Source organism: Pseudomonas sp. Pso3 (assembly GCF_055393275.1).
Window position 1 is genome coordinate 1,143,155 of the sequence record NZ_AP043687.1, and the last position, 16,846, is coordinate 1,160,000.

General features: G+C 66.3%; 14 protein-coding genes. 5 read left to right on the forward strand and 9 right to left on the reverse strand.

Features of this window, described 5'->3' with window-relative positions; translation table 11 throughout:
• Positions 1–101 precede the first annotated feature (101 nt).
• Positions 102–848: an SDR family oxidoreductase gene (locus tag ACZ5R1_RS05370; protein ID WP_007162014.1), complete on the reverse strand. Its 747-nt coding sequence runs from the start codon at positions 846–848 to the stop codon at positions 102–104.
• A 171-nt stretch (positions 849–1,019) separates the two neighbouring features.
• Here ACZ5R1_RS05370 and ACZ5R1_RS05375 point away from each other — a divergent pair, with 171 nt between their 5' ends.
• From ACZ5R1_RS05375 to ACZ5R1_RS05390, 4 genes are all read left to right on the forward strand, one after another.
• Positions 1,020–3,461, forward strand: a complete 2,442-nt coding sequence (locus ACZ5R1_RS05375; protein ID WP_464712844.1) for a glycogen/starch/alpha-glucan phosphorylase — start codon at positions 1,020–1,022, stop codon at positions 3,459–3,461.
• Between the two features lie 266 nt (positions 3,462–3,727).
• On the forward strand, positions 3,728–5,824 hold the full coding sequence (gene glgX, locus ACZ5R1_RS05380; protein ID WP_464712845.1) for a glycogen debranching protein GlgX: 2,097 nt from the start codon (positions 3,728–3,730) through the stop codon (positions 5,822–5,824).
• A gap of 164 nt (positions 5,825–5,988) precedes the next feature.
• Positions 5,989–6,999, forward strand: coding sequence for a class 1 fructose-bisphosphatase (locus ACZ5R1_RS05385; RefSeq protein ID WP_007162011.1), 1,011 nt, complete (start codon positions 5,989–5,991; stop codon positions 6,997–6,999).
• Between the two features lie 168 nt (positions 7,000–7,167).
• Positions 7,168–7,773, forward strand: a complete 606-nt coding sequence (locus ACZ5R1_RS05390; RefSeq protein WP_464712846.1) for an outer membrane protein — start codon at positions 7,168–7,170, stop codon at positions 7,771–7,773.
• A 34-nt stretch (positions 7,774–7,807) separates the two neighbouring features.
• Here ACZ5R1_RS05390 and copD read toward each other — a convergent pair whose 3' ends face one another.
• The 8 genes from copD to ACZ5R1_RS05430 all read right to left on the reverse strand — a co-directional run bounded on the left by copD (position 7,808) and on the right by ACZ5R1_RS05430 (position 16,072).
• Positions 7,808–8,704: a copper homeostasis membrane protein CopD gene (copD, locus tag ACZ5R1_RS05395; protein ID WP_464712847.1), complete on the reverse strand. Its 897-nt coding sequence runs from the start codon at positions 8,702–8,704 to the stop codon at positions 7,808–7,810.
• Positions 8,705–8,706: 2 nt separating this feature from the next.
• Positions 8,707–9,078: a copper homeostasis periplasmic binding protein CopC gene (copC, locus tag ACZ5R1_RS05400; RefSeq protein ID WP_150339387.1), complete on the reverse strand. Its 372-nt coding sequence runs from the start codon at positions 9,076–9,078 to the stop codon at positions 8,707–8,709.
• Between the two features lie 33 nt (positions 9,079–9,111).
• Positions 9,112–10,902: a SulP family inorganic anion transporter gene (locus ACZ5R1_RS05405; protein WP_267400983.1), complete on the reverse strand. Its 1,791-nt coding sequence runs from the start codon at positions 10,900–10,902 to the stop codon at positions 9,112–9,114.
• Positions 10,903–11,113: 211 nt separating this feature from the next.
• The gene (locus ACZ5R1_RS05410) at positions 11,114–12,325 is read right to left on the reverse strand and encodes an ammonium transporter (RefSeq protein ID WP_058792203.1); all 1,212 of its coding nucleotides are present in this window, start codon (positions 12,323–12,325) and stop codon (positions 11,114–11,116) included.
• A gap of 195 nt (positions 12,326–12,520) precedes the next feature.
• Positions 12,521–13,105 (reverse strand): IMPACT family protein, encoded by a 585-nt coding sequence (locus ACZ5R1_RS05415; RefSeq protein ID WP_042137249.1) that lies wholly within the window; start codon positions 13,103–13,105, stop codon positions 12,521–12,523.
• A complete protein-coding gene (locus tag ACZ5R1_RS05420; RefSeq protein WP_027600306.1) occupies positions 13,102–13,758 on the reverse strand; it encodes a TetR/AcrR family transcriptional regulator in 657 nt (218 codons plus the stop codon). The genes ACZ5R1_RS05415 and ACZ5R1_RS05420 overlap by 4 nt, the downstream gene beginning before the upstream one ends.
• A gap of 70 nt (positions 13,759–13,828) precedes the next feature.
• Positions 13,829–15,205, reverse strand: a complete 1,377-nt coding sequence (locus tag ACZ5R1_RS05425) for a uracil-xanthine permease family protein (protein ID WP_028700282.1) — start codon at positions 15,203–15,205, stop codon at positions 13,829–13,831.
• A gap of 69 nt (positions 15,206–15,274) precedes the next feature.
• The gene (locus ACZ5R1_RS05430; protein ID WP_027600758.1) at positions 15,275–16,072 is read right to left on the reverse strand and encodes a DUF5020 family protein; all 798 of its coding nucleotides are present in this window, start codon (positions 16,070–16,072) and stop codon (positions 15,275–15,277) included.
• 270 nt (positions 16,073–16,342) lie between these two features.
• Here ACZ5R1_RS05430 and ACZ5R1_RS05435 point away from each other — a divergent pair, with 270 nt between their 5' ends.
• Positions 16,343–16,720, forward strand: coding sequence for a hypothetical protein (locus ACZ5R1_RS05435; protein ID WP_007162001.1), 378 nt, complete (start codon positions 16,343–16,345; stop codon positions 16,718–16,720).
• The last annotated feature ends 126 nt before the right edge of the window (positions 16,721–16,846 follow it).

A 16,846-nucleotide genomic window follows, 5' to 3' on the forward strand; every position in this document is an offset into this window, starting at 1 on the left:
ACGCTTCGGAATGCTCATTTACCACTCGTAAACTCCGCTTCCTCAGCGTTTTTCGCCTCGCCTGACCGTCGCTCGGCGACTTTTCGTACAGAGCCTAGGCCCTAGCGCCCGCCACCGATATCCAGCAGGGCGCCGGTGGTGTAGGAGGCTTCGTCCGACAGCAGCCAGAGGATGCCGGCGGCGATCTCCTCGGCCTCGCCTGCACGCCCCAGCGGGGTGGTCACGCCCAGGCGCTCGGCGCGGCCCGGCTGGCCGCCGCTGGCGTGGATGTCGGTAAGGGTCACGCCGGGTCGCACCGCATTGACCCGCACCCCGTGCGGGCCGAGTTCCTTGGCGAGGCCCAAGGTCAGGGTGTCCAGCGCCGCCTTGCTGGCGGCATAGTCGACGTATTCGTTGGGCGAGCCCAGACGCGCAGCGATGGAAGAGACATTGACGATGGCGCCACCGCGGCCGCCGCGCTCCCGCGACAGGTGGCGAGCCGCCTCGCGGGCACAGAGAAAGGCGCCATAGACGTTGACCTCGAACATCCGTCGCAATCGCTCGGCGCTCATGTCCACCAGTGGCTGCGACTGATCGACGATCCCGGCATTGTTGACGAAGGCGTCCAGGCCGCCGAAGCGCTCCACCGTGCGCTCGAACAGCGCCAGCACCTGGGCTTCGTCGGCCACGTCGCCGCGCAGCGCCAGGCCTTCCACGCCCAGCGCCTCGATCTCGGCCAGAGTGGCCCGGGCCGCTGCCTCGTCATGGCGATAGTTGAAGGCGACGTTCCAGCCGCGGCGGGCGGCGCCAAGGGCCGTGGCGCGGCCGATGCCACGACTCGCGCCGGTGATGAGCAGGGTCTTGCGCATGATGAAAACCTCGGGCTAGAGGGGGTAGGGGTAACGGCTAACCGTCTGATGTGGCGAAAAAAGCTTGGACGTCCCCGTCGTTTCGCCTAAAAGTAAGGCGAACGGCACGCGCCGCATTATCCGCGGCCACTTCGCGATCTGATTCCTAAGCGCTTGCAGAGGTCAATCCTGATGACGAGACCCCGCTTCATCTCGCCCAACGAAGTTTCCGCGCTCCGTACCAACATCCTCTCCAAGCTCACCTACGCCGTCGGCAAGGACCCCGACAACGCCCTCGACCACGACTGGTTCCAGGCCACCGCCCTGGCCGCCCGGGACTACATCGTCGATCGCTGGATGAGTCGCACCCGCGACGCCTATCGCACCGGCCAGAAACGGGTCTATTACCTTTCCCTGGAATTCCTCATCGGTCGCCTGCTGATCGACAGCCTGTCCAACCTCGGCATCCTCGAAGAGACCCGTCGCGCCCTGGCCGACCTCGGCGTCGACCTGGAACGCATCCGCGGCCTGGAGCCGGACGCCGCCCTGGGCAACGGCGGCCTCGGCCGGCTGGCCGCCTGCTTCATGGAAAGCATGGCCACCCTGGGCATCGCCAGCCACGGCTATGGCATCCGTTACGAGCACGGGCTGTTCCGCCAGGTGATCGCCGACGGCTTCCAGCTGGAGCAGCCGGAAAATTGGCTGGATTTCGGCAATCCCTGGGAATTCGAACGCGCCGAGGTGGTGTACGAGATCGGCTTCGGCGGGCATGTCGCCCCCTACGGCGAAGGCGATCCGCGGCGCCAGGTGTGGACGCCCGGCGAGCGCATCCGCGCGGTGGCCTATGACACCCCGGTGATCGGCTGGGGCGGGGAGGGCGCCAACACCCTGAGACTCTGGCGCGCCCGACCGCTGGAGATCCTCCACCTGGAAACCTTCAACGCCGGCGATCACGTCGGCGCCGTGGCCAACGAGGCCCGCGCCGAGAGCATCTCGCGGGTACTCTATCCGGCCGACAGCAGCGAAGCCGGCCAGGAATTGCGCCTGCGCCAGGAATACTTCTTCGTCGCCGCCTCCCTGGCCGACCTGACCCGTCGTCATCTCAAGCAGCACAACGACCTGCTCAGCCTGCCCGAGCACGTGTCCATCCAGCTCAACGACACCCACCCGGCCATCGCCGTGGCCGAGCTGATGCGGCTGCTGGTGGACGTCCACGGCATCCCCTGGGACGCCGCCTGGAGCACCACCGTCGGCACCCTCAGCTACACGAACCACACCCTCTTGCCCGAGGCCCTGGAAACCTGGCCGGTACAGCTGATGGAGCGCCTGCTGCCGCGGCACATGCAGATCATCTACCTGATCAACGCCCAGTTCCTCGACTCCCTGCGCGCCCGCGGCGAGACCGATGGCGGCATGATTTCCTACGTCTCCCTGATCGACGAAAGCCAGGGGCGCCGCGTGCGCATGGGCAACCTGGCCTTTCTCGGCTCGCACAGCATCAATGGCGTCTCGGGGTTGCACACCGACCTGATGCGCAAGACGGTCTTCCGCTCGCTGCACCGGCTCTATCCGGATCGCATCAACAACAAGACCAACGGCATCACCTTCCGCCGCTGGTTGCACCAGGCCAATCCGGCGCTCACCGACCTGCTGGTGGATACCCTCGGCCAGGGCGTGCTGCACGATCCGGAAAAGACCCTGCCGCTGCTCAAGCCCTATGCCAACGACAGCAATTTCCGCGAGCGCTTCGCCCTGCAGCGCCAGCGCAACAAGGACACCTTCACCAGCCTGGTGAAGCAGCGGCTGGAGATCGACCTCGATCCCAATGCGCTGTTCGATGTCCAGATCAAGCGCATCCACGAGTACAAGCGGCAGCTGATGAATCTGCTGCAGACCATCGCGCTGTACCAGGCCATCCGCGACAACCCCAACGGCGACTGGACGCCGCGGGTCAAGATCTTCGCCGGCAAGGCCGCCGCCAGCTATCACCAGGCCAAGCTGATCATCAAGCTGGCCAACGACGTGGCCAAGGTGGTCAACAACGACCCCCTGACCCGTGATCTGCTCAAGGTGGTCTTCCTGCCCAACTACAATGTCAGCCTGGCCGAGGTCATCATTCCGGCGGCGGATCTTTCCGAGCAGATCTCCACCGCCGGCATGGAAGCCTCGGGCACCAGCAACATGAAGTTCGGCCTCAACGGCGCCCTCACCATCGGCACCCTGGACGGCGCCAACGTGGAGATGTGCGAACTGATCGGGGAAGAGCATATGTTCATCTTTGGCCTCAAGGCGGCCGAGGTGGAAGAGCGCCAGCGCAGCGGCGGCATCTCCTCGGACATCATCGAGAATTCGCCACGTCTGGCCCAGGTGCTCGCCGGATTGCGCGGCGGCCAGTTCTCGCCCGAGGATCCGGCCCGCTACAACAGCCTGCTCGACGTCCTGACCTGGCACGACCGCTTCCTGGTCTGCGCCGACTTCGACGCCTACTGGGAGGCCCAGCGCCAGGTCGAGACCCGCTGGCAGCAGCCGGACAAGTGGTGGCAATCGGCGGTGATCAACACCTCCAGCATGGGCTGGTTCTCCTCCGACCGCACCATCCGCGAATACGCCACGGAAATCTGGAAGGCGCTGTAGTCGAGCACGTTTCGCGGCCATGGCGGTCCGCCGCTGCGGCCGCTCCTACGGGCAAGGCACGATCCTGTAGGAGCGGCCCATGGCCGCGATAAAGGCCACAACGGAGCCGGCGCCCAGGCAGGATTTGCTGGGCTTCGCTACGCTCAACCCAGCCTACGGCGGTCGGCCATGGCCACGATCAGCTATCCCCCGATTGAGAACCCGCGCCTTCCACGCCGTCTACATCCTTGCAGCATCCGCCCCGCAAGCCCGTCACCGGAGTCCCCATGCCCCGCACCTCTACCCGCCTCGAGGCGGGCAATCCTGCCCATTACGGTGCCACCCTCGTCGAGGGCGGCATCAACTTCGCCGTCTGGTCGCCGGCGGCCGAAGCCGTCGAACTCTGTCTCTACGACGCCAAGGGGGAAACCGAGACCCAGCGTCTGGCCTTTCGCGAACACGAAGGCGGCGTCTGGCATGGTTTCCTGGCTGGTGCCAAAGCGGGTCTGAAATACGGCTTGCGCGCCCAGGGTGCCTACCGTCCCCAGGACGGCCTCAGATTCAACGCCAACAAACTGTTGGTGGACCCCTGGGCCCTGGCGGTGGACCGGCCCTTCCAGCTGCATCCCAGCACCTACGGTTTCCATCCCGACGATCCCAGTCGTCCGGACGCGCGTGACAGCGGTGCCCATGTCCCCAAGGCCATCGTCCTGCCGCCGGTCGATAGCCTGACGCCAGCGCCCAAACGCCGCGACGCCGGACTGATCTACGAATTGCACGTACGCGGCCAGACCCAGCTGCATCCGCAGGTGCCCGCCCGCCAGCGCGGCACCCTGGCGGCGCTGCGCCATCCGGCGCTGATCGAGCACTGGCAGCGCCTCGGCGTCACTACCCTGGAGCTGCTGCCCATCGCCGCCTGGGCCGACGATCGCCATCTGCCCGCCCTGGGGTTGGCCAACTACTGGGGCTACAACCCGGTGGTCATGGCGGCGGTCGATCCGCGCCTGGCCGGGCGCGAGGCCCTGGGCGAATTGCGCGAGACGGTGGCCACCCTGCAGGCGGCCGGCTTCGAGGTGCTGCTCGACGTGGTCTTCAACCACACCGGCGAAGGCGACGAGCTCGGCCCCACCTTCAATCTGCGCGGCCTGGACAACGTCGGCTACTACCGGCTGCAGCCGGACGATCCGGCGCGCTATATCAACGACATGGGCTGCGGCAACTGCCTGGCGCTCTACAGCCCGCCGGCGTTGCGCCTGACCCTGGACAGCCTGCGCCACTGGGTCACCGCCGCCGGCGTCGATGGCTTTCGCTTCGACCTGGCGCCTGCGCTGGGTCGCCTGGAAAGCGGCTTCGATCGCGACGCGCCACTGCTGCAGGCCCTGGCCCAGGATCCGCTGCTGCGTCAGGTGCGGCTGGTGGCCGAACCCTGGGACATCGGCCCCGGCGGTCATCAGGTCGGCGCCTTCCGTGCGCCCTGGCAGGAATGGAACGACGCCTTCCGCGACGACGTGCGCCGCTTCTGGCGCGGCGACGACGGCTTGAGAGGCGCCCTGGCGACCCGTCTGGCCGGCAGCGCCGATCTCTTCGGTGCGGGTGATCGCTCCTTGCGCACCAGCGTCAACTTCGTCACCGCCCACGATGGCTTCACCCTGGCCGACCTGGTCAGCTACGCCGAAAAGCACAACGAGGCCAATGGCGAAGGCAATCGCGACGGCACCACCGACAACAAGAGCTGGAACAATGGCGTCGAAGGACCGAGCGACGACCCCGCCGTCCTGGAAGCCCGCGCCGCCGATCAGCGCGCTCTGCTGGCGACCCTGATCCTGGCCGGGGGCGAACCCATGCTCACCGCCGGTGACGAATTCGGTCGCACCCAGCAGGGCAACAACAATGCCTATGTGCAGGACAATGAACTGTCCTGGCTGGACTGGCAGCAGGCCGCCAGCGCGGCCGGGCAGCGGCAGAGCGCCTTCGTCGGCCGGCTCATGGCGCTGCGCCAGGAACTACCGGCCCTGCAGGCGCAGCGGCTGCTCGGACGACCCGATCCCCGTGGCTGGGTCAGGATCGAATGGCTCGATGCCGACGGTGCGCCGATGGACGACGGTCGCTGGCAGGCCGGGGGCAGCCTGCCGCTCGCCCTCACCCTGGAGCCCCTCGACGGAGCGGATCAGCCCCAGGCCGCACGGATCTGGCTGGCCTTCCAGCCGCGCCGGGAGGAAATCGACCTGCGCCTGCCGCCGTCACGTGACGGACATCACTGGGTGATACAGCTGGACAGCCGTCAGCCTGAACTGGAACCCGACTCGGCAGTCTATCCCAGCGCCGAAAATCTCCGTGCTGGCCGAGGCGTACTGCTGGCCGTGGAGACCCCGAACGCGCCCTAGACGCGCGTTCCCTGCCGGCCGCCGGTGCCCGGCGCCTCGTTGCCCCGGCGACAGCGTCCGGAATCGGCACTGGCTGGCAGACCTGGCCTGACGGTCCGCTCTGCTTGAGACGGAGCTTGAGCTTTGGCGCTACACTCGCGCCCATCATTACAAGGAGCACCGCGATGTCCCGGATATCCCTCAGTCGTTACCTCATCGAGCAGACCCGCAGCCACAAGACCCCGGCCGACCTGCGCTTCCTCATCGAAGTCGTGGCACGGGCGTGCAAGCGCATCAGCTACGAGGTGTCCAAGGGGGCGCTGGGTGGCGTGCTTGGCAGCATGGGCACCGAGAACGTCCAGGGTGAGGTGCAGAAGAAGCTGGACGTGCTGTCCAACGAGATCCTGCTGGAAGCCAACGAATGGGGCGGCACCCTGGCCGGTATGGCCTCCGAGGAAATGGACCAGGTACACCAGATTCCGGGTCACTATCCCAAGGGCGCCTACCTGTTGATGTTCGACCCCCTGGACGGCTCGTCCAACATCGACGTCAACGTCTCCGTCGGCACCATCTTCTCCATCCTGCGCAAGGACTTCGTCAGCAGCACCACCGGTGACGTGACCGAAGAAGCCTTCATGCAGAAGGGCACCGAGCAGGTGGCTGCCGGTTACGCCATCTACGGTCCCCAGACCATGCTGGTGCTGACCCTGGGCGACGGCGTCAAGGGCTTCACCCTGGATCGCGAACTGGGCAGCTTCGTGCTGACCCACGAAGACATCACCATCCCCGAGACCACTGCCGAATTCGCCATCAACATGTCCAACCAGCGCCACTGGGAAGCCCCGGTCAAGCGTTACGTGGACGAGCTGCTGGCTGGCAAGGAAGGTCCCCTGGGCAAGAACTACAACATGCGCTGGATCGCCTCCATGGTGGCCGACGTCCATCGCATCCTTACCCGCGGCGGTATCTTCATGTACCCGCGCGACGCCCGCGAGCCGGAAAAGCCCGGCAAGCTGCGCCTGATGTACGAGGCCAATCCCATGTCCATGCTGGTCGAGCAGGCCGGTGGCGCCGCCACCAACGGTCACCAGCGCATCCTCGACGTCCAGCCGGACGGCCTGCACCAGCGGGTGGCGGTGTTCCTGGGCTCCAAGGAAGAAGTGCAGCGCGTGACCGAGTACCACCGTCAGCGTTGATCCCTCCCAGCCGGGCCGCCTGCAACGGGCGGTCCGCTGCTCCGCTCGTGTCCTGCCTCAGCGTTCAGCTCCGATTCAGTCCCCTTAATCCGCTGCTAATCCGCCACCGCCGAAGATGGCCGCGCAGCCGGTCGGGCTGTATTCGCATCGCGTGAGGAGCCTTTCACCATGAACGCCCTGAAATCCCGTGTCGTCCTCTTCGGCCTGCTGGCCCTGGCCAGTCATCAGGTCTTTGCCGCCGATCCCCAGAATTTCGCCGGCCTCACCTATGGCAAGAGCTACGACAACTTCAGCAACAGCCACGCCCTCGACCGCAACCTGAACAGCCCCGATACCGATGGTGCCATCGATGGCAGCAACACCTGGGGGCTGCGCCTCGGTCAGCAGAACGATGCCGGTCGCTACTACGCCACCCTCGACCAGGCCAGCGGCAGCAGTGATGGCCTGAGACTCAAGCAGCAGGACCTGACCGGCAGCTACGATGCCTTCTATCCCCTGGGCGACAGCACCAAATTGTTTGGCGGCGGCACCCTGGGCGTCGCCCGGGTCACCCAGGATGGTTCCAGCTTCGGCCATGACAGCAACCTCGGTTATGTGGCTGGGGTCCAGGCCGGCATCCTGCAGCAGGTCAACGACCGCACCTCCCTGGAAGCCGGCTATCGCTACCTGCGTAGCAATGCCAAGCCGGACATCGATCAGGACGGCAGCAAGCTGGGTTCGAGCCAGCTCGACAGCAGCAAGGAAATCTACCTGGGCATGAACGTCTATTTCTGAGGCGTGGCCGGGGCGACAGCGTTCGCCCCGGCTGTCAGCTGAAGGGATCCAGACCCGAGAAGGCCGCCACCAGCGTGACGGCGACCACCCCGAGGGCGATCTCCACGGCCGTGGCCCGGCGCAGCAGCTGCCAGGCCTGGGGTCCCTGTCCCAATCGCGGCACCAGCAGATAACGATTGGCCAGGGCCAGGACGACCATGGTCGCCACCACCAGCACCTTGGCCAGCAGCAGGCCGGAGTAGGGCGTCAACCGCAGCAGGCCCTCCGGTCCGAGGATCAGCAGGCTGTTGAACGCGCCGCTGAGCAGGGCCAGCGCCACGCAGATCTGCCCGGGTAGCGAGTAACCGCGCAGCAGCCGCTGGACCTCCCCCCTGAGCCGGGCCGGAGGCCGCCCCAGGCACAGCAACACCCCGGGCAGACTGCCTAGCCAGAGTCCCGTGGTGAGCAGATGCAGGGCCTGGTTCAACCTGTGCACCCCGCCGAGCGCGCCCGCGGTCGCGGCGGCATGGCCACCCAGGGCCAGACTGGCCAGCAGCAGGCCACTCAAGCCCCACAGCCAGCGAACGCCACGCATCCCGGGTCCCGCCAGCAGCCACAGGGCCAGCAGCAGGCTCAGCGGCAATTGCCAGCGCCAGCCCTGGCCGGCCTCGGTGGCCAGATAGAGCTGCCACAGCGGCAGGTTGAAGGCATCCGTCCAGCCATCGCCGACCAGCGCGGCCTGCAGCGGCAACAGACTCAGCACCCCGAGCAGCAGCAGGGCCCCCAGCAGGCGGGCCGCAGGGCGCGCCCGTTCCAGCAGCCAGCTGCTCAAGGCAGGGCGACCCAGCCAGAGCGCCAGCGCCAGATAGCCCCAGGTCAGCAGCAGCGGCAGCAGAAAGAGGGCGCGGGCGAGGGGGCGCCAGGCATCGGGCGTCGCCAGTCCGCCGTCCATCCTTACTGGACGGTGAAGCGATAATCGCCCTGGGTCTTGTGTCCGTCCTTGGCCAGCACCCGCCATTTGACCTGGTAGCGACCCGCTTCCAGCGGTGCCTCCAGCGGCACCTCCAGGGTGCGTTCGTCACCAGCGGAAATCACCTTGCCGGTGGTGATCGCCGTACTGGCCTGACCCTCCAGCCGCTGCAGCTGCACCTGGCTCAGAGACGCCTCGACCCCTTCGGAAAAGCTCAGACTCAGCTGCTTCGGTGCCGGGCTGGTGCTGTCGGGGGCAGGCTCGGCGCTCTTCAGGTGACCATGGGCCAGGGCCAGCCCCGGCAACAGCAGAGAGGTCAGGGCGAGACGGCGAGCGAGACGCAGGGCAGCGGTCATGGAGAACTCCAGCGGCAGAAGGAAACCGCCAGCTTAGCAGTCCGCCCGAGTGGCGTCCGCGCCCGGCGCCTGTTCCGCCGCGCGTGCCGCGCACTCGACGAAGGTCCGGGCGGTGCAGCTGCGGCAAACCTCCGGATCCAGGCGCGGATAGATGCTGCGCAGGGCTTGATCCTTGGACGAAAAGATATGGCCGTCGCCCAGCTCCTTGAGAAAGCCGGTCTTGGCGAACAACTGCAGCACCGGCGTGCGGGGGCGATGGAAATAGATATCGCCACCCTGGGCGCGTCGCTCGCGCCATTCGCGCCGCCAGAGGTCGTTACCCGCCAGGTCGATGAAATTCATGCTCTTGGTCATGAACAGGGCGTGCTTCTGCCCGGGCTGGGCGCTGCGAAAGCCGTCCAACTGATCGCCGACATGGGGCACGGCGCCAAAGAACACCGAGCCTTCCACCCGCACCAGCTTGAGTTGCGGACACTCCTGCGCCGGCTGGCCCAGTTCGTCCAGCGGGGTGAAACGGCGCTCGGGGGTACGGGGATCCGGCACCAGCGGGCGGATGGCCGGGTGCGAGGTGCGATAGAGGTAGGCCACCAGGGAGACCAGGGTGCCCAGCAGCACGGCGCGATCCAGCGGGATGGTCAGGGTCGCCAGCAAGGTCACCCCGGCCACCAGGGCCTCGGTGCGGCTGACCCTCAGCACCTCGCGCCAGCGCCCCAGGTCCAGCAGCCCGCGCGCCACCAGCAGCAGGGTAGCGGCGATGGCGGCCAGCGGAATGGCCGCGATCAGGGCACCGCCAAAGGCCACCAGGGCCACCACCAGCAGGGCGGCGAACACCGCCGCCAGCGGGGTGCGGGCTCCGGCTTCGAAATTGGGCATGGAGCGATTCAGCGAGCCGCAGGACACATAGGCCGAAAAGCAGCCGCCGACCAGATTGGCCAGCCCTTGGCCACGGAATTCGCGATTGACGTCGAGTCGCTGTCCGGAGCGCTGGGCCACCGCCTTGGCGATCGACAGCGACTGCCCCAGGGCCACCAGGGTCAGGGCCACGGCGATGCCGGAGAGATTGCCCAGGTCCTGCAGGGTGACGTTGGGCAGATGGAAGGGCGGCAGCGCCGAGGGGATCCGTCCGACCGTGGCGATCCCCTGGGCCGCGCCCGCCACGCTGCGCTCCAGGATCCAGGCGCTCAGGCAACCGGCCAGCAGACCCAGCAGCATGGTTGGCCAGCGCGGGCGCAGCCGCCGCAGCAGCAGGGTGGCGACCAGGGTCACCACGCCGATCACCAGCGAGGGCCAGTGGATCGCCAGGGGATGGGCGACGACATAGCCGAGCACGCCAAAGGCCGAGGTGCCCAATGGCGGCGACAAGCCGAGCAAATCCTTGAGCGAATAGAGACCGATCAGCACCGCGGCGCCACTCATGAAGCCGAGCAGCACCGAGGGCGAGATGAAGTTGGCCACCGCGCCCAGGCGCAGGGCGCCCACCGTCAGTTGCAGCAGGCCGACCAGCAGGGTCACCGCCAGCGCCAGATCGATATAGGGGCCGGAGCCCGCCAGCGCCAGCGGAGACAGCGCCGCCAGCAGGGCCAGGGAGTTGGCGTTGGTCGGCCCGGTCACCACATGGCGACTGGAGCCCGCCAGGGCGGCGACGATGCAGGGCACCACGGCGCCATAGACGCCGTATTGCGGAGGCAGTCCGGCCAGGGTGGCGAAGGCCACGCCCTGGGGCAGCGCCAGGACCGCGCCCAGCAGACCCGCGCCAAGATCCGCCTTCAGGGTGGTGCGGTCCACCTCGCGGAGCCAGGGCAGCAGGGTCGAAAGGGCGGGCATGGGGCGCTCCTGGAACAAGGGTCGCCCACTCTACCGATTCCGGTCGCCGGTGGGCTACCCGAGTCCCGCCGTCGCCGTTCGCCGCCACGACATCGAGGCCGTGTTCATTTCTTCACCAGTCGCCGCCAGCCCGGTCTCTGTGGCGTTCTCGTGACTTCATGCACGGGTTATCCACATCACTGTACACGGTCCCTGTGGGTAACCTCGGCCGCTAGCCGTCGTGGCTGTTGGCGGCGATGCGATGGATCGACAGGTCGGCGCCCTGGTATTCCTCTTCCTGACTCAGACGCAGCCCCAGCACGGCCTTGAGCAGCCCGTACACCGCCAGGCCGCCGAGCAGGGCGACGGCGATACCCAGTCCCGTGCCCGCAAGTTGCGCCAGCACGCTCACCCCACCCAGGCCGCCAAGTGCGGTCTGGCCGAACAGGCCACAGGCGATGCCGCCCCAGGCGCCGCAGAGGCCGTGCAAAGGCCAGACGCCCAGCACATCGTCCAGCTTCCAGCGCGTCTGCACCGCGGTGAAGGCCCAGACGAACAGGGCGCCCGCCACCAGCCCGGTGGCCAGGGCGGCGATGGGATGCATCAGGTCGGAGCCGGCACAGACGGCGACCAGGCCGGCCAGGGGCCCGTTGTGCAGGAAGCCGGGGTCGTTGCGCCCGAGCAGCAGGGCAGCCGCCGTCCCGCCGACCATGGCCATCAGCGAATTCAGCGCGACCAGGCCACTGACGCCTGCCAGGCTCTGGGCGCTCATCACGTTGAAACCGAACCAGCCGACGATCAGGATCCAGGAGCCCAGCGCCAGAAAGGGGATGTTCGACGGCGGAAAGGCCACCAGCCGGCCTTCGCGATAGCGACCCTGACGCGGCCCCAACAGCAGCACGGCCGCCAGCGCCAGCCAGCCACCCACGGCGTGCACCACCACGGAGCCGGCGAAATCGTGGAAGCGCGCGCCGAACAGCGCTTCGAACCTGTCCTGCAGCCCCAGGTTGTTGTTCCACATCAGGCCTTCGAAGAACGGATAGACGAAGGCCACGATCAGCGCGGTGGCGCACAGCTGCGGGACGAAACGCGCCCGCTCGGCGATGCCGCCGGAGATGATCGCCGGGATGGCTGCGGCGAAGGTGGCGAGGAAAAAGAACTTCACCAGCCCATAGCCGCTGTCGGCGGTCAGCACCTGGGCAGGCGCGAAGAAGGTCACGCCATAGGCGATCCAGTAGCCGACGAAGAAATACACCAGGGTGGAAATGGCGAAGTCGGCGAGGATCTTGGACAGCGCATTCACCTGATTCTTGTGCCGCACGGTACCGGCTTCGAGAAAGGCGAAACCGGCGTGCATGGCCAGCACCATCACGGCACCCAGCAGCAGGAACAGGGTATTGGCACTGTGGACCAGGGTCGCCACAGCGGAAGGCAATTCGTTCATCAGGGCAGTCGTCGCTAAGGGTTGCACCAAAAACATGCCTGGCGGCTGCTTGATGCGCGCTTTTAGGGCGTGCTGCAGCTCTCGGCAGGTTCAGTCTTGCCGCCAAGCAGAGCGCAACGGGGAATTAGCGCGGGGATGCGCCAGGGCGGTGCGAATCGGAAGGGCGTGCACCAGGAGATAGCAAAGGTCGTGCCGCTAGAGCGCACGCATCACGATACGACCACTGCTCAGGTTGCTCAGCAGCGTCGCTACCTCGTCGCGTCGCTGGGGCTCGACCGCAATCCGCAAGTCGATCTCCAGCGCCTGATAGTCCTCGGCGAGCACGAGCACCGCCAGGGCTGCCAGGCGCGCCTTGATCAGCGGCCACTCCGCATAGGTACAGGCGAAGCCATAGTCCTGCCGCACCACCAGCGGCTGCTTGTCCGCCTGTTGCAGGCAACGGGCGGCGCAACCGCCATAGGCGCGCACCAGGCCGCCGGTACCCAGCTTGATGCCGCCGTACCAGCGGATGACCACCACCACCACCTGATCGCAATCCTGCCCCTCGATGGCGGCGAGGATGGGCCGGCCCGCCGTCCCACCGGGTTCGCCGTCGTCATTGAAGCGGTATTGATTACCCAGCTTCCAGGCCCAGCAGTTGTGGGTCGCGGTCGGCACGCTCACGCGGTCGATGAAGGCCATGGCCGCTTCCACCGTGGTGACGGGCGCGGCGAGGGCGAGAAAACGACTCTTGCGCACCTCTTCCTCGCAGGCGGCATCCTGGATCAGGGTAAAGGTCATGGTGCCTGGAGACCCAGTCCCTTGAGAATGACATGGGTCAGGGTCCGCGCCGCCTCGTCGAAATCCTGCCGGGTCAGGCGGGTGCGCCCGGTTACCTGGCAGATCTGGCTGGCGAAGTCGGCATAGTGCTGGGTACTGCTCCACAACAGGAAGATCAGGTGGACCGGATCCACCGGATCCATCTTGCCAGCCGCGATCCAGGCATCGAACACCGCTGCCCGGCTGCGAAACCAGGTCTGGTAGTCCTGATCGAAATACTCGTACAGGCAATGACCGCCGCCGATGATCTCCATGGCGAAGATCCGGGAGGCCAGCGGTTGCCGACGCGAGAATTCCAGCTTGGCGCGGATGTAGCGGCTCAAGGCTGCCGCCGGATCGTCTTCGACGGTCAGGTGATTGAAGGTGCTGTCCCAGAGTTCGAGGATGTTGCCCAGCACGGCCATATAGAGGCCGAGCTTGTTGTTGAAGTAGTAATGAAGATTGGCCTTGGGCAAGCCAACGCGTTGCGCGATGGTGTTCATGCTGGTGCCCTTGAAGCCATGGCGGGCGAATTCTTCCTCCGCCGCGCTCAGGATCAACTCCTCATTCTTCTGCCGGATGCGTCCGGCCGGCTTGTCCTGGCCGGCGTGATGGGCGGGTACGAGAAGGGTCATGACAACTGGAGGATCCTGAGGCGCGGCAGGCATCAATAGCGTACCCCCGGCCCTGGACACAAGGGCTGTTTTACCGGTGTGGCGCTGGCGAGCCGCATTCCGTCACCGCTGCGCGGCGCTCCTCGGGCAGCAACAGGTTGAGCAGGATGGCGGTGATGCCGCCGCTGGTGATCGCGGTGTCGAAGAGATTCTTCACCAGTGGCGGCAGCTGATCCAGCAGCGTCGGCTGGCTGGCGATACCGAGACCCACGCCAAGGGAGGTGGCGATGATCAGCAGGCTGCGGCGATCCAGGGTGCAGTGCGCCAGCAGTCGTATCCCGGCCGCGGCGACACTGCCGAACAGCACCAGGGTCGCACCGCCCAGCACCGGCTTGGGAATCTGCTGCAGGACGGCGCCCAGCACGGGGAACAGACCCAGCACCAGGAGGATGGCGCCTATCCAGTAGCCGACATGGCGGCTGGCCACGCCGGTCAGCTGGATCACCCCGTTGTTCTGCGCAAAGGTGGTGCTGGGAAAGGTATTGAAGGTGGCGGCGAGCAGGCAGGCGACCCCATCACCCAGGACCCCGCCCCGCAACCGCCGCAGATAGCCGGGTCCTTCGACGGGTTGCCGCGAAATGAGGCAGTTGGCGGTCAGGTCGCCGGTGGTTTCCAGGGTGCTGATCAGATAGATGAGCGCGACCGGGAGGAAGGCCGACCAGTCGAAGGCGAAGCCGAAATGGAAGGGGAGGGGGACGCTGACCAGGGGCAGGTCCGGCAGCGGTTGAGGTTTCAGCAGGCCACAGGTCCAGGCGGCGAGGGAGCCCACCAGCAGGCCGATCATCACCGCCGACAGCCGCAACCAGGGACGCCGCGACAGATTCAGGCCGATGATGACGACCAGCACCAGACCACCGAGGGCCAGGTTGATCGGTGCGCCGAAATTGGCGGCCTTGGCGCCCCCGCCGAGATCGGTGACGCCCACCCTGATCAGGCTGATGCCGATCAGGGTGATGACGATACCGGTCACCAGTGGCGTGATCACCCGGCGCAACAGACCCAGGCAGCGACTCAGGCCGATCTGGACGAAGGCGCCAAAGAAGCAGACGCCAAAGATCATCGCCAGGATGTCCTCCGGCGTCCCGCCGCGCTGCTTGACCAGCATCCCGGCTGCCAAGACCGCGGATAGAAAGGAGAAGCTGGTGCCCTGCAGGCAGATCATGCCCGCGCCCAGTCCACCGGCACCCCGCGCCTGCAGAAAGGTACCGACGCCCGACACCATCAGCCCCATGCTGATCAGATAGGGCAGGTGCTCGTGCAGCCCCAGGGCGCCGGCAATGATCAGCGGTGGGGTGACGATCCCTACGAAGCTCGCCAGGACGTGCTGCAGGGCGGCGCAAAAGGCCGCGAGCGGGGCCGGGCGATCGTCCAGGCCATAGAGCAGATCATCGTGGACGGGAGTGGGCATGGTGATTACCTCGCAGTGGCGCTGCGGGCCGGTAAGGCGGCTGCAGCGCCAGAAGTGGGTCTGGCCAGGCTAGAACTGATACTTCACCAGGAAGCTGAAAACGCTCTGGTCGGTACGGAAGCCCTCGCTGTCCTTGATGCCGTACTTGTCCGACCAATAGTCGTACTCGGTCCCTACATAGAGGTGCTTGGCCTCGTAGCCCATGGCCTTGCCCAGGTCGTACTTGACTTGGGGATTGAAGTGCAGATTGGCGTGATAGCTGCCCTTGTTGTTCATCACCCAGTCCATGTAGCCATCGATGAGCAGATCCGAATTGCCCAGGGGCAGGGTGTAGGCCCAGACCGGCGTGAGCTGCCAGGCACCCGAGGGGGCACTGCCGCCATCCGGCTTGCGGTAATAGAGATTCAGCTGGAAGTAGTCGAAGCCCGGCACCTTGAGGTCGAAACCTGGACCGACCAGATAGTTGCGCTGGTCACGGCCGGCGCCCTCGCCATCGTTCTGGTCGTATTCCAGGGTGGTGGCGAGCAGGACATCGGTGACCGGACCGAAAGAAAGGTCCCGCCCGGACAGCTTGCCGAAGGACAGTCGCGGACTGATCTCGCCATAGAAGCCCTGATGACCGTCGCTGGCGTTCGTCGCACCGTTGAACCAGATGCTGTCGACGAAGAGGAATAGATCGCCCCAGGTCCAGCTGCTGGCATGCTCGAAGGTGACGGTCTGCTGGATGCGGGGATCGACCCGGAAATCCTTGCCATATAGATAGGTGAGGCTTTCACCGTGCCACAGCAGTGGGCTGTCAGCGGCTTGGGCGGCACCGGCTGTGAACAGGCTGGCGGTCAGCAGCGCGGTGGTTAGGGTCTTGCGCATGTAGGCTCCTGGAAGTGCTTTCTCGTTATGTGCAGCGTCCGCCGTGCTCAGCAAAATCGACGCCAAGCTCCGGCGGGCGGGAGAAAATAGTTATTTATCAACGCCTTGTATAAGGATTCCGGGAAATTTCAGCTGTTTGGCAGGGCACCAAACCTGACCACTTGCTCAGTTTTCGTGCCCTGAAGGGGCGCCCGCAGCGGCGCTGCTGCGAAACAGCGCACAGGGGGCCGCGCAGTGCTAAGGTGCTGGGCGACCCCGCAGGAGATAGTCATGAAGTTGCTTATCGGTATGCTGACGGCCTTGCTCTGCTGCTCTTTCGCCTCGGCTCAGGTCCCCCAGGGTGGGACGGGACAGCCAGGCATCCTCATGATCACCCGGGGCGATGCCTACTCAGGTTCGGGATGCGACATAGGTCTGGTGATTCAGGGGCGCCTCGCCGGCACCCTTATGGCCGGTCAGAGTGCTTCCTTCAATCTGCCGCCTGGCGAGATCGCCGTCAGCCTTACCTCTTCCGGCCCGGGGGGTTGCGCGGCGCCCATGGCCAGCAGCGTCGCCCAATCCATCCTGCTGACTCCTGGGGAGATCAAGCAGTACCGGATCATCGCGACCGAGGCGGGGTATCGGCTGGCCCCCATCCCCCTTTATTGAAGTTTTTTGAAATAACCTGTTGACCTGCTCTGAAACTCCCCTATAATGCGCCCCACTTCCGGCGCAGACGCTGAAGCGGCTTGAAAATCAAGCACTTAGGTCTGAGTCGGGCGAGGGGTCCGCGGA

Coding starts and splice junctions, on each gene's coding strand:
- ACZ5R1_RS05370 (WP_007162014.1), bottom strand. CDS start 848: ATGCGCAAGACCCTGCTCATCACCGGCGCGAGTCGTGGCATCGGCCGC.
- ACZ5R1_RS05375 (WP_464712844.1), top strand. CDS start 1,020: ATGACGAGACCCCGCTTCATCTCGCCCAACGAAGTTTCCGCGCTCCGT.
- glgX (WP_464712845.1), top strand. CDS start 3,728: ATGCCCCGCACCTCTACCCGCCTCGAGGCGGGCAATCCTGCCCATTAC.
- ACZ5R1_RS05385 (WP_007162011.1), top strand. CDS start 5,989: ATGTCCCGGATATCCCTCAGTCGTTACCTCATCGAGCAGACCCGCAGC.
- ACZ5R1_RS05390 (WP_464712846.1), top strand. CDS start 7,168: ATGAACGCCCTGAAATCCCGTGTCGTCCTCTTCGGCCTGCTGGCCCTG.
- copD (WP_464712847.1), bottom strand. CDS start 8,704: ATGGACGGCGGACTGGCGACGCCCGATGCCTGGCGCCCCCTCGCCCGC.
- copC (WP_150339387.1), bottom strand. CDS start 9,078: ATGACCGCTGCCCTGCGTCTCGCTCGCCGTCTCGCCCTGACCTCTCTG.
- ACZ5R1_RS05405 (WP_267400983.1), bottom strand. CDS start 10,902: ATGCCCGCCCTTTCGACCCTGCTGCCCTGGCTCCGCGAGGTGGACCGC.
- ACZ5R1_RS05410 (WP_058792203.1), bottom strand. CDS start 12,325: ATGAACGAATTGCCTTCCGCTGTGGCGACCCTGGTCCACAGTGCCAAT.
- ACZ5R1_RS05415 (WP_042137249.1), bottom strand. CDS start 13,105: ATGACCTTTACCCTGATCCAGGATGCCGCCTGCGAGGAAGAGGTGCGC.
- ACZ5R1_RS05420 (WP_027600306.1), bottom strand. CDS start 13,758: ATGACCCTTCTCGTACCCGCCCATCACGCCGGCCAGGACAAGCCGGCC.
- ACZ5R1_RS05425 (WP_028700282.1), bottom strand. CDS start 15,205: ATGCCCACTCCCGTCCACGATGATCTGCTCTATGGCCTGGACGATCGC.
- ACZ5R1_RS05430 (WP_027600758.1), bottom strand. CDS start 16,072: ATGCGCAAGACCCTAACCACCGCGCTGCTGACCGCCAGCCTGTTCACA.
- ACZ5R1_RS05435 (WP_007162001.1), top strand. CDS start 16,343: ATGAAGTTGCTTATCGGTATGCTGACGGCCTTGCTCTGCTGCTCTTTC.